Source organism: Eubacterium sp. AF34-35BH, assembly GCF_003477765.1.
In the GTDB taxonomy this organism is placed as follows: domain Bacteria; phylum Bacillota; class Clostridia; order Lachnospirales; family Lachnospiraceae; genus Eubacterium_G.
Genome location: NZ_QUDZ01000006.1, coordinates 17,641 through 31,875 on the forward strand (window position 1 = coordinate 17,641; position 14,235 = coordinate 31,875).

Consider the following 14,235-nt stretch of genomic DNA (forward strand, 5'->3'; position numbering starts at 1 on the left):
TAGTATGAGAAAAAAATTTTTATCAACTGTGCTTGCGTTGACTATGGTTGTTACTATGGCTGTTGGATGTGGAAAGAGTGCAGACACAAACAGTAGTGCAAAGAAGGGAGACGACAAGGTTACTCTCAAGGTGTTCACAAATCTTCCAGACAGAAAGAATGGTCAGGGTCTTGTTGAACAGCAGATTATTGATGAGTATATGAAGGAAAACAAAAACGTAACTATTAAGGTTGAAGCTTTAGATGAGGAAGCTTACAAAACAAAGTTCAAGGCTTATTCAATGGAAGGTATGCCGGATGTTGTTAGTATTTGGGGACAGCCTTCATTCTTAGATGAAGTTCTTGATGCAGGAGTTTTAGCTGAGTTAAATGAAGATGACTACAAAGATTACGGATTCATTTCAGGTTCATTAGATGGCTTTAAGAAAGATGGAAAATTATATGGTCTTCCAAGAAACACAGACGTTGCAGGTTTCTATTATAATGAAAAAATGTTTAAGGAAAATGGATGGACAGTTCCAAAGACATATGATGAATTGTTAGAACTTGCTAAGAAGATTAATGATAAGGGAATTATTCCTCTTGCAATGGATGGTGGAGATGGATGGCCAATGGCTGTTTACCTTTCAGACATTCTTTACAAATTAACAGGTTCTGATTATTCAAGTACTGTTTCAGATGCAATTAAGAAGGGTGACTTCTCAGATGCAAATATTAAGAAGGCTACAGAAATTTTAAAGCAGACAGCAGATGCTAAGATGTTCCAGAAGGGATATGACTCACAGGATTACGGAACAGCGCAAAACCTTTTCACAAACGGACAGGCAGCTATGTTCTACATGGGTAGTTGGGAAGCTTCAATGGCATTAAATGAAGACATTCCTAAGGAAATTAGAGAAAACATCAGAGTATTTACAATGCCAATAATTGACGGTGGCAAAGGAAAAGCTACAGACATTGCAGCTTGGAATGGTGGTGGATACGCAGTATCTTCAAAATCAGAACACAAAGAAGAAGCTATTAAATTCTTAAATTATATGTATCAGCCAGATAAACTTTCAAAGTATGGTTGGGAAAACGGAGTTGGAATGTCAGCTCAGGATCAGTCAGCATACATGACAGGAAAAGAAACAAAATTACAGATGCAGTTTGTTGATGCAGTAAACAATGCAACAAGCTTATCAGGAACACCTATTAACGATTGCGGTCCTTCAACATTTAAGACAAGTATTGAAAGCGAAATTCAGAGCGTTTCAAATGGAAGCAAGAGTGTTGATGACTTCTTAAAGATAATTGGCGATTCATGTAAATAAAAAAGAAACATAAATAATTATTGAAAATCTACATATGACCGCCAGAGAATTATCCCTGACGGTCATATCTATCTAAAAAGATAGGGGAAGGAGAATGAGGTGAAGAAATTATATGGTAATAAACTTGTAATTTTAAGCTTAGTATTGCCAGGGCTGTTATTATTTGTTTTTGCAATATTAGCACCTATATGTTTAAGTGTGTACTATGGTTTTACAGACTATTCAGGAATGGGAACAGCAGATTTTATCGGCTTGGCAAATTATAAAGAATTATTGCACGATAAGGCATTTGCAATATCACTTAGAAACTCTTTGTTATTAGCAATTGGTTTTATCTGCATACAGCATCCACTTGCCATGATTGTAGCAGCAGTATTAGATAAACTTGGAGGAAAAGGGGAAAATTTCTTTAGATGCGTTTACTTCATTCCAAATGTAATTTCTGTTGCGGTAATTGCTTACCTTTGGAAATTTATTTACAATCCTGACTTTGGGTTATTGAACAACATAATTAAAGCATTTGGCGGAAAAGGTGACATAAACTGGTTCGGCACGGACACAGCTATTTGGTCAGTGCTTATAGTATTAATCTGGCATGGATTTGGTTGGGGAATGTTAATTTACTACACAGGAATTAAAAACATTGATCCTACTTTATATGAAGCAGCCGCTATTGATGGAGCTTCACAAACACAGACATTTTTAAGAATAACACTTCCATTAATGAAGCCGGTTATTCAGGTAAACGTAACAATGGCGGTTATTTCAGCTTTAAAACAGATGGAAACAGTATATTTGTTGACAAACGGTGGACCTGGAAACAGCACACAGTTTGCTGCAAACTATTTATACCAGCAGGCGTTTAAAGCTTTCAAATACGGATATGGTAATGCCATTGGTGTTGTATTCATTATTATCTGTTTAATAGTTACAGTGCTTTTGAATAAAGTATTTGAAGACAAAGATGTTGCAAAGTTAAAAAGACAACAAAGACAGAGAATAAGAAAGGTAAGGGAGGTATAGTATGAAGACAGCAGGAAAGAAACAGAAAAAAATCACAAAACCTATTTTGTGGATTGTGCTGATTATAATAGCAATTATACAGATATTCCCTCTTATCTGGCTTATAGATTTTTCATTGGCGAGCAGCAATGAAATGTTTACAAGTGGACTTTTAATCATACCGAAAAAAATACAATGGGGAAATTATGTAAAAGCTTTTGTAGATGGACACTTCCTATTATATTTCAAAAATAGTATACTTATAAATGTGCTTGCGGTAGTAATAGTAGTTTTAGTATCCATAATGACAGCATTCGCCTGTAGAAGAATGCGCTGGAGACTTAGCGGTTTTACTAAAACATTATTATTAATGGGAATGATGATTCCTATTCACGCAACACTGCTTCCAAACTATAAGATATATAGTCAGTTGGGATTAACCGATACTATTTGGGCATTGCTTATTCCTTATGTAGCATTCTCATTGCCACAGGGATTATTCTTAATGACAAGTTTTATTGACCAGATACCATTAGAATTAGAAGAAGCCGCTATTATGGACGGTTGTGGTATTTACAGAATTATTTTTAGAATAATAACACCTATGTTAAAACCATCAATTGCAACAGTTGCGATTATGGCATTCCTTAACAACTGGAATGAATTCATGATGGCTAGTACATATTTAAGTTCACCAAAATGGAAAACACTTCCATTCTCGGTGTTAGAATTTACAGGGCAGTATTCTTCTAACTATGCTGTACAGTTTGCGGTTATGGCATTAACAGCAGCGCCGGCAGTAATTGTCTATATTATCTTAAATAAGCATATCACAAAGGGTGTAGCTATGGGAGCCGTTAAGGGTTAAAGATATTATAATAATGTTCCGATGAACGTTAAGCTATCTAAAGTCTAAAATTTTAGATGATATAGCGAGGGAAGAAACAATATGAAAAGATTAAAGCAGTGGGTCAGCAAACTAAGTGTAAAGAAAAAGTTGATTTTTTATGGGTATTTAATTATAACCCCTGTTTTAGTAGCAGTATGTATTGTACTTGTAATTTACAATTACAATAATCAAATTAACAAAGTATTAGAAAAAGACATATCAGGCATTAATACACTATCGGAAAGTATTAATGTGTTACAAACGGAAATAAAAGATTTCTCAACGTATATATGCATTAATGGCGATATTAATGCACTCCTAAAGACTACTGATTGTAGTAGCAAAAATCAAAATGCAAAGTTGTGGCTTGAAGAGGCACCGATGCAGATAATTCAGGACATGATGGCTATAAAAGGAAACATTCGTACAGTAGCTATCTATCCTGAAAATGGGATAAGATCATATTTAAGATGTATGGATGGAAGTTCATATATTGCTAACAAAAAGACAGTACAAAGTACAAAAACATATAAAGATGTTTTTACAAAATGTGAAAACGGTATGATGTGGAAAAGTGTCAGCAAAGGTTACGGAGATACTTTTTCAACCAATCGTTCAGATAAGATCGTATTGTATAGAAAAATAGTGGATCTTGCTCATAATAAAAATTTAGGTTACCTTGTTATTGGTACTAATAAGGAGCCTTTCACCAGACTATGCGAAAGCATAGTTGATGGTGATGAAACAGGTATTGTGGTCATTGACAAAAACGGTGGTGAAATAGCCGGTGCCGGAAAAATCAATAAAGATGTACACAAATATCTATTAAGCAAGAAATTTGTTAATCAGAAATACAATACTAGAGAAGAACATTTTTCATACAGGAATTATGAAATAATATGTAGTCAAATGGGATTAAACTCAAGTATTATCTGTAAGGTAGTTCCAAAGTATAGCATGCAGATGCAGGCTTATGACATAGCATACATGCCTATTTTACTTTTAGTTGGAATGCTTGCAGGTCTATTGCCATTGTTGGTGATTATTTCTAATATTTTCACAAAGCCTTTAAGACAGGTGAGTGAAGCCATTAGAAAATTTGCCAAAGGTGATTTTAATCAGCAGGTGGGAGTATCTACAAGTGATGAAATCGGTGAAGTGGCAAGGTGTTTTAACAAAATGGTTGGAGATATAGAAAAATTAATTAACGAAAACTATGTAATAACTCTGAAAGAAAAAGAAAGTGAGTTAGCAGCACTACAATCTCAAATCAACCCCCATTTTTTGTATAACACATTGGATTCATTGTATTGGCAGGCAACGGAAGCCGGAGATGATGATATAGCAGAAAGCGTTTACGCATTGTCCCAGTTGTTCAAATTGGTTTTAAGCAAAGGACAAGGTGTAATAACTGTAGGTCAGGAAATAGAACTGGTAGCCAGATATTTGCAAATTCAAAAAATGAGATTTTCAAAGCGACTAAATTATAACATTAGTGTTGATGAAAACATTAATAAAGCAAAAATTCCAAAGCTTATTATTCAGCCTTTTGTTGAAAATGCAATTGTACATGGTTTTGAAAATGTAAGTAAACCATGTGAATTAAATCTTTCAGGAAAAAGAGAAGGAGAATTCTTACATTTTGAAATAGAAGATACGGGAATTGGAATGAGCAAGGACCAGATACAGGAAATCTGGAAACAGGAAACAGACAAATATGCAAAGCAAAGAATTGGTCGATATGCTATTAAAAACATAAAAGAGAGACTTGAATTAAAATATGGAGATAATTTTAAATTAGAAATTAATAGTAAAATCGGAGTTGGAACAACGGTAATTTTGATATTGCCTTATGAAGGGGAGGAAGTATAGTGTCAGTAAAATTATTAGTAGCTGATGATGAAGATACAATAAGACGAGGAGTTGTAAAATACTTACAGTTGCACACAGACAGGTTTGACAAAATATATGAGGCAGAAAACGGACAGGAAGCTATAGACGCTGTATTAAAGTTTCAGCCGGATATGATTTTGTTAGATGTGCAGATGCCATTAAAAAACGGAATTGAAGTAATGAAAGAAGCTATAAAGGCAGGACTTAATCCAGTAATTATAATACTAAGTGGATATGATGAATTTAAGTATGCACAGCAGGCATTAAAGTATGGAGCAAAAGAATATTTGCTTAAACCTACAAGAGCAACAGACATCTTAGAGTGTCTTAACAGATTGGCAGATAAGTATATTGGAAAAGAAGAAAAAATTAAGATAACCGGAGAAGGGAAGCAGACAAATCATTTAGTAAATCAGGCTTTTGAATATATTGCTGAAAACTATGCTGAAAATTTATCGCTTGCAGAAGTGGCAGAACAGCTTGGAATATCAGGAGGATATTTGTCATCTTTATTTAATCAGAACGTACATTGTGGTTTCGTGGATTATATCAATACTGTTCGTGTGGACAGGGCATGTTGCTATTTGGAACAGGATTATTTGAAAACATATGAGATTGCATACAAAGTTGGATTTAATGATGAAAAATATTTCTCAAAAGTCTTTAAGAAAATAAAAGGTGTTTCCCCAAAGCAGTATAGAATTGGCAAAAGAGAGGGGCTTGTATAGAAATTAAGATAACGGAACGGAGATAATTATGAAATTAAATTTAATAACAACTACATATAAGGATAATGTAAAGAAAACAGTAAATGAAAATATTACTTTTATTAAAGATGATGAAAGGGAAAATGAATTAATTAACTTATATCCTGAAGTTGAGTACCAACAGGTAGAAGGATTCGGTGGAGCTTTAACAGATTCAGCAGGATATGTTTATTCATTAATGGATGATGAACAGAAGAAAGAAATGATATTAAACTATTTTGGAAAAGATAACATGAAATATGATTTAGTTCGAATTCCAATTGACAGTTGTGATTTCTCTTTGGAGCATTACGAGGCTGATTCAGATGAAGCAGATGAGAACTTTAATAAGTTCTCCTTTGAGAGGGTAGAAAAATATATTATACCGCTGTTAGATGATGTGGAAGAGAAGTATGAAGAAAAGATTGAAATTATGTTATCACCATGGAGCCCACCGGTTTATATGAAAACAAATGGAGACAGAAATTATGGTGGCAAGCTAAAAAAGGAATATACAAAACGTTGGGCAGATTATATTTGCAGATACATTGAAGAGTACAGAAGCAGAGGCTATAAAGTAACAAAGCTTACAATGCAAAATGAACCTGAGGCTGTCCAAACCTGGGACTCATGTATATATACAGCGCAGGAGCAGAAAGAATTTTTGAAAAAATATATGTGGCCGGCATTAGTGGAACATAAGTTAGATGATATTGAAATCTATATTTGGGATCATAATAAAGAGCGAGCTTTTGAATGGGCTAATACAATTATTGATGAAGAAACAGACCATATGGTTGCTGGAATCGCGTTCCATTGGTACAGCGGTGATCATTTTGAAGCTTTGCAGATGATTAAAGAAAAGTTTCCAAATAAGAAGTTACTTTTATCCGAGGCTTGTATTGAATACAGCAAATTTGCAGCAACAGATTATTTGAAAAATGCGCAAAAGTATGCTCATGATATTATAGGAAACTTCAATAATGGCATGAACACATTTTTAGACTGGAACATTGTGTTAGATGAAATAGGTGGACCAAATCACGTAGGGAATTTCTGTGACGCACCATATTTATATGACACAAAAAATAAGAAGTTAATTGAAAGTAATATATGTGGTCACTTGTGGCATTTTAGCCATTTTATTGAAAAAGGTGCAGTAAGAATTGGATTTACAAAATATACAGACAGGTTAGATGTTACTGCGTTTAAGAAAGATAATAAGATTGCAGTAGTAATGCTTAACAGAACAGAAGAAAAAATTCCTGCATACTTGAGATTAAATGGTTATTGCGCAGAAATGGAAGTGGAACCAAATGCAATTGCCACAGCAGTAATTGAAGAATAGAATAGTATAAGAAATATAGCTATAGTTACAGTATGAAAAAACTGTAGCTATATTTTTTGCGATAAGATAATACATAACATAATGAAAATTAAAAGAATAAGGGCTGCCAATTAGTGGCAGTCTTATTCCTTTAGTTTAAATTGATTTTTATGAAATTCAATCATACCTTCATCTCTCATCTTACAAAGCTCCTTAGACAAGGCACTTCTATCCAAATTAAGAAAATCAGCAAGCTGTTGCCTGTTAAATGCAATTGAAAATTCATTACTTTTGTTAATCATAACCTGTTGGGAAAAGTAGATTGAAAGTCTTTCCCGTATGGTTTTAGGTGCAGTACAAAAACTTCTATTTGATAAAATAATATTTTTGTTTGTAGCAATTAACAGAAGATTTTTTTGGATTTTAAACTGCCATGAGTAAGACTGATAAATTTCTTCCAGCAATACGTTCAAATTAAAAAATACAACAGTAGAATTTTCGGCAGCTACGGCATCTACTAACATAGGAGATTTTGTGTATCCGTATGATTCTGCAAAAGCCTGTCCTTTTTCAACAACACTAAGAATACTACGATTGCCCCACAAATCATTACTTTCAATAAAAACCTGTCCTTTTACTACAATTCCCATTCTTGAAACAACATCGCCGGTGTGAAAAATAATATTGCCTTTAGGAAAAAACTTTTCAGAAAAAGCCCCAAGATTGTTTAATTCCTGCAACTCGTCAATAGTGACATTTTTGAAAAATTTTAATTTTGATATATCGTTTAAAAATTTTAAATTAGATAATTTCATATAATAAATCCTTTTAAAAAAAGTTTAAAAAACGTGGTTATAACAACGTAAATAATAATTTCATTCTAATATAATAACCATTGTAAAGCAACAAATACATTAAAACAAAAATAAAAAGAACGCAAAACAAATTGCTTATGGAAATTCAAATTTGCGTAGGAGCTTGTGAGAAAAGTTTAATTGCAAAATAAGGATTAAAAATTACAAATTATATTAGGAGGTTGTAATGATTAGAAAGATTATACACATTGATGAGGAAAAATGTAATGGATGCGGAGCCTGTGCTACAGCCTGTCACGAAGGTGCAATTGGCATGGTTAATGGAAAGGCAAAACTGCTTAGAGATGATTACTGTGACGGATTGGGGGATTGCCTACCATCATGTCCAACAGGTGCCATAACATTTGTAGAGCGCGAGGCAAAGGCTTATGACCATGAGGCAGTTATGGAAAATATGAAGAAGAAAAAAACAGAACAGTCTGAAAACCAAAGTGGTTGCCCTGGTAGTAGAATGAAAGTTTTGAATCATAGTAATACAGAAAAAGTTCAATCTGAGAAACACAGTGGCTGTCCCGGAAGCAGAATGAGAGAATTGAACAATAATGAAAATAACGAAGAAATTGTCACTTCTTACGGAAAGCAACAGTCAAGACTAGGACAGTGGCCATGTCAGATTAAGCTGGTTCCTATTAATGCCCCATATTTTGACGGCGCAAAACTTTTAATCGCAGCGGATTGTACAGCCTATGCTTACGCTAACATTCATGAAGAGTTTATGAAAGGAAAAATAACTCTCATTGGCTGTCCGAAACTTGATGAGGTGGATTATAGCGAAAAGCTTACAGAGATAATTAAACAAAATAATATTCAGGAAGTAACCATTATTAGAATGGAGGTTCCATGTTGTGGTGGCTTGGAAATGGCTGCAAAAAATGCTCTTCAAAACAGTGGGAAATTCATTCCATGGAGAGTTGTAACAGTATCAATTAATGGAGAAATACTTGATTAAAATTTCTTAATGAAAACTTAAATCAGCTGCGTATAAAATTGTATGCACATAATAAAAATAAGAAAATTAAAAATCATATGTTAGTAATAAAAACAGGAAAATCTTAAATTGCGTATAAGAAATAAAAACAGATAAATTTCAAATTGTGTAATAAGTTGAATACACAATTTGTTTAACTAAAGAAATAATAACAAAAAAAGAAAATAATAAAAATATAATTAAAAACAGGAGAATGAGAAAAATGAGTAATACAAAAACAAATTTAGAAAACTTAAATAGCATGTTTTGCTTTCAGTGTGAGCAGACAGCAGGTTGTAGTGGTTGTACAAAGAGTATTGGTGTTTGCGGTAAAACAGCCAACACAGCCAACTTGCAGGACCAATTGACAGGTGCTTTGATTGGCTTGGCAAAGGCATGCGGCAATAATCAGAAAACAGAAAATACAGACAGAATTATTATCGAAGGTTTATTTACAACAGTTACAAACGTAAACTTTAATGACAATACTTTAGAGGAAATGATTGAAAAAGTTCATCAGGAAAAAGACAGAATTGTACCAGGCTGTGTTGCCTGTGTAGCCAGATGTGGAAATACAGATGATTACAATATGGAAGAATTATGGAATGCAGATGAAGACATTCGCTCATTAAAATCCCTTATATTGTTTGGAATTAGAGGTATGGCAGCATACGCATATCATGCATTAATGTTTGGGATGGAAGATAAGGAAGTAAACGACTTTTTCTACAGAGCTTTATCAGTAATAAGCTATGACTTAGAAGGGGACAAGTTGTTAGAAACAGTATTGAAAGTTGGAGAAGTTAATTTAAAATGTATGGAACTTTTGGACAAGGCAAATACAAGTGCATATGGTTCTCCGGTTCCTACAAAGGTACCACTAACAATTGAAGCCGGTCCATTTATAATAATATCAGGTCACGATTTAAAAGACTTAGAATTATTGCTTAAGCAGACCGAAGGCAAGGGAATCAATATTTATACTCATGGCGAAATGTTACCGGCACATGGTTATCCTGAACTTAAAAAGTACAGCCACTTAAAAGGAAACTTTGGTACAGCATGGCAGAACCAGCAGAAAGAGTTTGATAATGTACCGGGACCAATTTTATTTACAACCAACTGCCTTATGCCTGTTAAGGAAAGCTACAGGGACAGAGTGTTTACAACAGAGGTTGTGTCATATCCAGAAATGGTACACGTTGGTGAAGATAAAGATTTTACACCTGTAATTGAGAAGGCTCTGGAACTAGGTGGCTATAGTGAAGACCACAAAATGACAGGTATAAATGGCGGTGAATTCGTAACAACAGGATTTGCTCACAACACTGTTTTATCAGTTGCTGACAAGGTAATTGACGGTGTTAAGCAGGGTAAAATCAGTCACTTTTTCTTGGTAGGTGGTTGTGATGGTGCAAAAGTTGGTAGAAATTATTATACAGATTTTGTAAAACAAACACCTAAGGATTCAATTATTTTGACATTAGCTTGTGGAAAATACAGATTTAACGATTTAGATTTAGGTGACATAGATGGGCTACCAAGAATAATGGATATGGGTCAGTGTAATGATGCCTATTCTGCAATTAAGGTAGCAATAGCATTAGCAGAAGCTTTTGAATGTGATGTTAATGAATTGCCATTGTCAATGGTATTGTCATGGTATGAGCAAAAGGCAGTTTGTATCTTACTAACATTGCTTCATTTGGGTATAAAAGATATTTTTCTGGGACCAACATTGCCGGCATTTATTTCTCCTAACGTGTTGAAAATACTTGTAGACAATTACAATATATCACCAATTAGCACACCGGAAGAAGACTTAAAGAAAATTTTGGGATAAAAGTAAGTCAAATCGCAAATGTTGAAAATCAAAATCAGACAGAGCCGGAAAATGGTTAAAAAATAAATTTGTAATAATTGAAAGATAATTAAAAATAAAAGTACAACTATTTATGAAACATGATTTGCCAAGGAATGGCTGAACTCATAAATAGTTGTACTTTTTGTTTATTAAGCCTGTACTTTATCGCAAATATCTCTTGCAACAAATACACCGCTTGCTGAGGCATGTGAAAGTGAATGTGTAACACCACTGCCATCCCCAATAATGTATAAGCCGTCATATTTACTTTCAAGATGGTCGTTGATGTCTACTTCCATATTGTAGAATTTTACTTCAACACCATATAACAAAGTATCGTCATTTGCTGTACCGGGAGCAATTTTATCAAGGGCATAAATCATTTCAATAATACCATCTAAAATACGCTTTGGTAAAACCAAGCTAAGATCACCTGGAGTTGCAGCAAGAGTAGGAGTTACAAGACCTTCCTCAATTCTGTTTTCGGTACTTCTACGTCCTCTAACTAAATCACCGAAACGCTGAACAATTACTCCACCACCAAGCATGTTTGAAAGGCGGGCAATGCTTTCGCCATATCCGTTACTGTCCTTAAATGGCTCAGAGAAATGCTTTGCTACAAGTAAGGCAAAGTTAGTGTTTTCTGTTTGCATTTCTTCACCCTCGTAGCTGTGACCGTTTACAGTTACAATACCATTAGTGTTTTCATTAACAACAATACCATGTGGATTCATACAGAATGTACGAACATTATCTTCAAACTGCTGTGTACGGTAAACAATTTTACTTTCGTATAATTCATCTGTTAAATGAGAGAAAATAACAGCAGGAAGTTCCACACGAACACCGATATCTACACGATTTGACTTAGTTGGAATATCCATTTCATTACAAACATGTTCCATCCATTTACTTCCGCTACGGCCTACAGAAACAACACATTTATCACTGTGGAAAGTTTCGTCTTTTGTATGAACTAAATATCCATCATCTAAATGCTCAATAGAAGTAACAGGAGTATCAAAATAGAAATCTGCTTTATCTTCAAGTTCTTTATAAATATTTTCCAAAACAATATAATTAATATCAGTTCCAAGATGACGTACTGATGCATCAAGAAGTTTTAATTTATTCTGCATGCAGATTTTCTTGAAACCTGTGCCGGCAGTTGAGTATAACTTAGTACCTTCACCGCCATATTTCATATTAATTTCATCTACATATTCCATTAATTCAATGGCGTGTTTTTTACCAATGTGCTCGTAAAGTGTACCACCAAAATCGTTGGTAATATTATACTTACCATCAGAGAAAGCACCAGCACCACCGAAACCACTCATAATTGAACAGCTTTTACACTGAATACAGTTAGGTATTTTGTCTCCGTCGATAGGGCATTTTCTTCCGGAGAGCTTGTGACCTGCTTCAAAAACTGCTATGGATAGGTTGGGCATTTTCTTTGACAACTCGTAAGTTGCAAAAATACCGCCGGGACCAGCACCAATAATAATTACATCATATTTCTTCATTAAAAATCCTCCTTATAATGTAACCAATTCTCGAAGAGAATTGATTACCTACTTGCGCACAAGCACTAAGGTATCCTCCCATTCTAAAAGAACGGGTCCCTCCTTAGTACAAGCACTAAGGTATCCTCCCATTCTAAAAGAACGGGTCCCTCCTTAGTACAGGGCACAAAAAAACTGCTACAAATAGTTACACTAATAAAGAGATTATAGCAAACTATTTGAGGCAGTTAGTAGAAACGTTCAACCGTATTATGAACTTATATAATCCTATGACATAATAGCAAAATACTACTATTAAATCAACAGTTTTACGAAATAAGATTTATCGTTATTTATTTTTTATATGAATTTCAGGAATTGCAACTGAATCAAAACTAATTGATGTTTTTTTCTTTTTTGAATCTGTTGACTCATTACCTTCAACTGATTGTGAAGCCACTGATTTTTTTACAGTGTTTTCGTTATTTGTATCTGCATTTGCATTGTCCTTGTGAGTTCTGTGTAAGTGAACTTCAGGAATTGCTAAATTATCAAATGACAGGTTAATCTTTCCTTTGTTGTCGTTATCTTTTTTCATGACTTTTTCCTCCGATAAAATTAAACAAAATTAATAAAGAATGTAATAACTAAACTGTTAATAAAGTCTGCAAATAAACTTCCTATTAAAGGAATTAAAAGGTACGCCTTAATTGATGGAGCATATCTGTCGCAAATAGCCTGCATATTTGCCATGGCATTAGGTGTGGCACCCATACCGAACCCACATGTACCGGCAGATAAAACTGCTGCATCGTAATCTCTTCCCATAACATTGAAAACAACAAAGTATGTGAAAAAGAAAATAAGTACAAGCTGTGCACCTAAAAGAATAATTAAAGGTAGCGCAAGGTCAGCTAATTGCCATAACTTCAAAGTAATCATTGCTATACCTAAAAATAATGAAAGACAAATACCACCAAGGTCATTAATTTCACCCATGTGAATTGTGAATTTTCCTGAGTATTCGCTTAAGTTTCTAATAAGAGCGGCAGCAAGCATTGCACCAATATAAATTGGGAATGTCATACCTGTTTTTGTGAGTAACCAAGAGAAAATAGTTCCAAGACCAACAGCTAAAATAGTTTGGAAAACTGCTGCGGCATACATGTTTGTATGTCTCTCATGCTTGATTTCGTCTTCAACTAACAGGCTGTCATCTTCTGTTGTAACTGTATTCATAAGGTTTTTCTTTTCAATAAGTTTTCTACCAATTGGACCACCAACCAAACTTCCGGCAATAAGACCGAATGTGGCAGCAGCTGTACAAATTGTTGTGGCACCTGAAATGTTGAAATCTTCAAGAACCGGTCCAAAGGCACCGGCAGTACCATGCCCACCAACCATTGGTATAGAACCTGTACACAAACCAATTAATGGATCAAGTCCTAATAATTTTGATACCCCAACGGCCAAACCGTTCTGAAAAATAATAAGTAAAACAACAAGTGCCAGGAAAATTATTAAAGACTTTCCGCCACTTTTTAAAACTTTTAAGTTTGCCTGAAAACCTACAGATGTAAAGAAAAATACCATGCAAACTTCTCTTAAAGTATCGTCAAATGAGAATTCTGCTAAACCTGTTGCATAACAGATGCAGGTGAATATTGCAAAAAGTAAACCACCTACAACCGGTGCAGGAATACAAAATTTTTCAAGAAAATCAATTTTGCTTTTTAAAAATTGTCCAAGTATCAACACTACAACTGCTATGGCAAGTGTCTGATACATATCTAACTGTATATTCATTTTATTCCAATATACTGTAATAACATTCATTATGAAAGTTATTTAT

12 protein-coding genes and 1 riboswitch are annotated in these 14,235 nt (G+C 34.2%); of the genes, 8 read left to right on the forward strand and 4 right to left on the reverse strand.

The features are described from left to right. Nucleotides 1–4 precede the first annotated feature (4 nt). The 6 genes from DWZ69_RS07930 to DWZ69_RS07955 all read left to right on the forward strand — a co-directional run bounded on the left by DWZ69_RS07930 (nt 5) and on the right by DWZ69_RS07955 (nt 7,190). Nucleotides 5–1,312 carry an extracellular solute-binding protein gene (locus DWZ69_RS07930; protein WP_117999684.1) on the forward strand — a complete coding sequence of 436 codons (1,308 nt, stop codon included), beginning with the start codon at nt 5–7 and terminating at the stop codon, nt 1,310–1,312. Nucleotides 1,313–1,411: 99 nt separating this feature from the next. Beyond that, nucleotides 1,412–2,335: a sugar ABC transporter permease gene (locus tag DWZ69_RS07935; protein WP_117999685.1), complete on the forward strand. Its 924-nt coding sequence runs from the start codon at nt 1,412–1,414 to the stop codon at nt 2,333–2,335. 1 nt (nt 2,336) lies between these two features. Next, a complete protein-coding gene (locus DWZ69_RS07940) occupies nt 2,337–3,182 on the forward strand; it encodes a carbohydrate ABC transporter permease (RefSeq protein WP_117999686.1) in 846 nt (281 codons plus the stop codon). Nucleotides 3,183–3,263: 81 nt separating this feature from the next. Further along, a complete protein-coding gene (locus DWZ69_RS07945) occupies nt 3,264–5,075 on the forward strand; it encodes a histidine kinase (RefSeq protein ID WP_117999687.1) in 1,812 nt (603 codons plus the stop codon). Next, a complete protein-coding gene (locus DWZ69_RS07950; protein ID WP_117999688.1) occupies nt 5,075–5,824 on the forward strand; it encodes a response regulator in 750 nt (249 codons plus the stop codon). Before DWZ69_RS07945 ends, DWZ69_RS07950 begins: the two co-directional genes overlap by 1 nt. A gap of 28 nt (nt 5,825–5,852) precedes the next feature. Continuing rightward, nucleotides 5,853–7,190: a glycoside hydrolase family 30 beta sandwich domain-containing protein gene (locus DWZ69_RS07955; protein ID WP_118436640.1), complete on the forward strand. Its 1,338-nt coding sequence runs from the start codon at nt 5,853–5,855 to the stop codon at nt 7,188–7,190. Nucleotides 7,191–7,312: 122 nt separating this feature from the next. Here DWZ69_RS07955 and DWZ69_RS07960 read toward each other — a convergent pair whose 3' ends face one another. After that, on the reverse strand, nt 7,313–7,984 hold the full coding sequence (locus DWZ69_RS07960) for a Crp/Fnr family transcriptional regulator (RefSeq protein ID WP_118436642.1): 672 nt from the start codon (nt 7,982–7,984) through the stop codon (nt 7,313–7,315). A 226-nt stretch (nt 7,985–8,210) separates the two neighbouring features. Between DWZ69_RS07960 and DWZ69_RS07965 the strand changes: the two genes are divergently transcribed. Both DWZ69_RS07965 and hcp read left to right on the forward strand, forming a co-directional pair. Further along, complete coding sequence (locus DWZ69_RS07965) at nt 8,211–8,993, forward strand: 4Fe-4S binding protein (RefSeq protein WP_117999691.1); 783 nt, start codon at nt 8,211–8,213, stop codon at nt 8,991–8,993. A gap of 241 nt (nt 8,994–9,234) precedes the next feature. Further along, entirely contained in the window at nt 9,235–10,854 is a 1,620-nt protein-coding gene (hcp, locus tag DWZ69_RS07970) for a hydroxylamine reductase (RefSeq protein ID WP_347475099.1), read from the forward strand. Nucleotides 10,855–11,024: 170 nt separating this feature from the next. Here hcp and DWZ69_RS07975 read toward each other — a convergent pair whose 3' ends face one another. From DWZ69_RS07975 to gltS, 3 genes are all read right to left on the reverse strand, one after another. Further along, on the reverse strand, nt 11,025–12,404 hold the full coding sequence (locus tag DWZ69_RS07975) for an FAD-dependent protein (RefSeq protein ID WP_118436644.1): 1,380 nt from the start codon (nt 12,402–12,404) through the stop codon (nt 11,025–11,027). 187 nt (nt 12,405–12,591) lie between these two features. Further along, nucleotides 12,592–12,689: riboswitch (purine riboswitch) on the reverse strand. A 43-nt stretch (nt 12,690–12,732) separates the two neighbouring features. Continuing rightward, nucleotides 12,733–12,981 (reverse strand): hypothetical protein, encoded by a 249-nt coding sequence (locus DWZ69_RS07980; RefSeq protein WP_243081041.1) that lies wholly within the window; start codon nt 12,979–12,981, stop codon nt 12,733–12,735. A 20-nt stretch (nt 12,982–13,001) separates the two neighbouring features. Then, nucleotides 13,002–14,189 (reverse strand): sodium/glutamate symporter, encoded by a 1,188-nt coding sequence (gltS, locus tag DWZ69_RS07985; RefSeq protein WP_117999828.1) that lies wholly within the window; start codon nt 14,187–14,189, stop codon nt 13,002–13,004. Nucleotides 14,190–14,235 lie beyond the last annotated feature (46 nt).

Coding starts and splice junctions, on each gene's coding strand:
- DWZ69_RS07930 (WP_117999684.1), top strand. CDS start 5: ATGAGAAAAAAATTTTTATCAACTGTGCTTGCGTTGACTATGGTTGTT.
- DWZ69_RS07940 (WP_117999686.1), top strand. CDS start 2,337: ATGAAGACAGCAGGAAAGAAACAGAAAAAAATCACAAAACCTATTTTG.
- DWZ69_RS07945 (WP_117999687.1), top strand. CDS start 3,264: ATGAAAAGATTAAAGCAGTGGGTCAGCAAACTAAGTGTAAAGAAAAAG.
- DWZ69_RS07955 (WP_118436640.1), top strand. CDS start 5,853: ATGAAATTAAATTTAATAACAACTACATATAAGGATAATGTAAAGAAA.
- DWZ69_RS07960 (WP_118436642.1), bottom strand. CDS start 7,984: ATGAAATTATCTAATTTAAAATTTTTAAACGATATATCAAAATTAAAA.
- DWZ69_RS07965 (WP_117999691.1), top strand. CDS start 8,211: ATGATTAGAAAGATTATACACATTGATGAGGAAAAATGTAATGGATGC.
- hcp (WP_347475099.1), top strand. CDS start 9,235: ATGAGTAATACAAAAACAAATTTAGAAAACTTAAATAGCATGTTTTGC.
- DWZ69_RS07975 (WP_118436644.1), bottom strand. CDS start 12,404: ATGAAGAAATATGATGTAATTATTATTGGTGCTGGTCCCGGCGGTATT.
- DWZ69_RS07980 (WP_243081041.1), bottom strand. CDS start 12,981: ATGAAAAAAGATAACGACAACAAAGGAAAGATTAACCTGTCATTTGAT.
- gltS (WP_117999828.1), bottom strand. CDS start 14,189: ATGAATATACAGTTAGATATGTATCAGACACTTGCCATAGCAGTTGTA.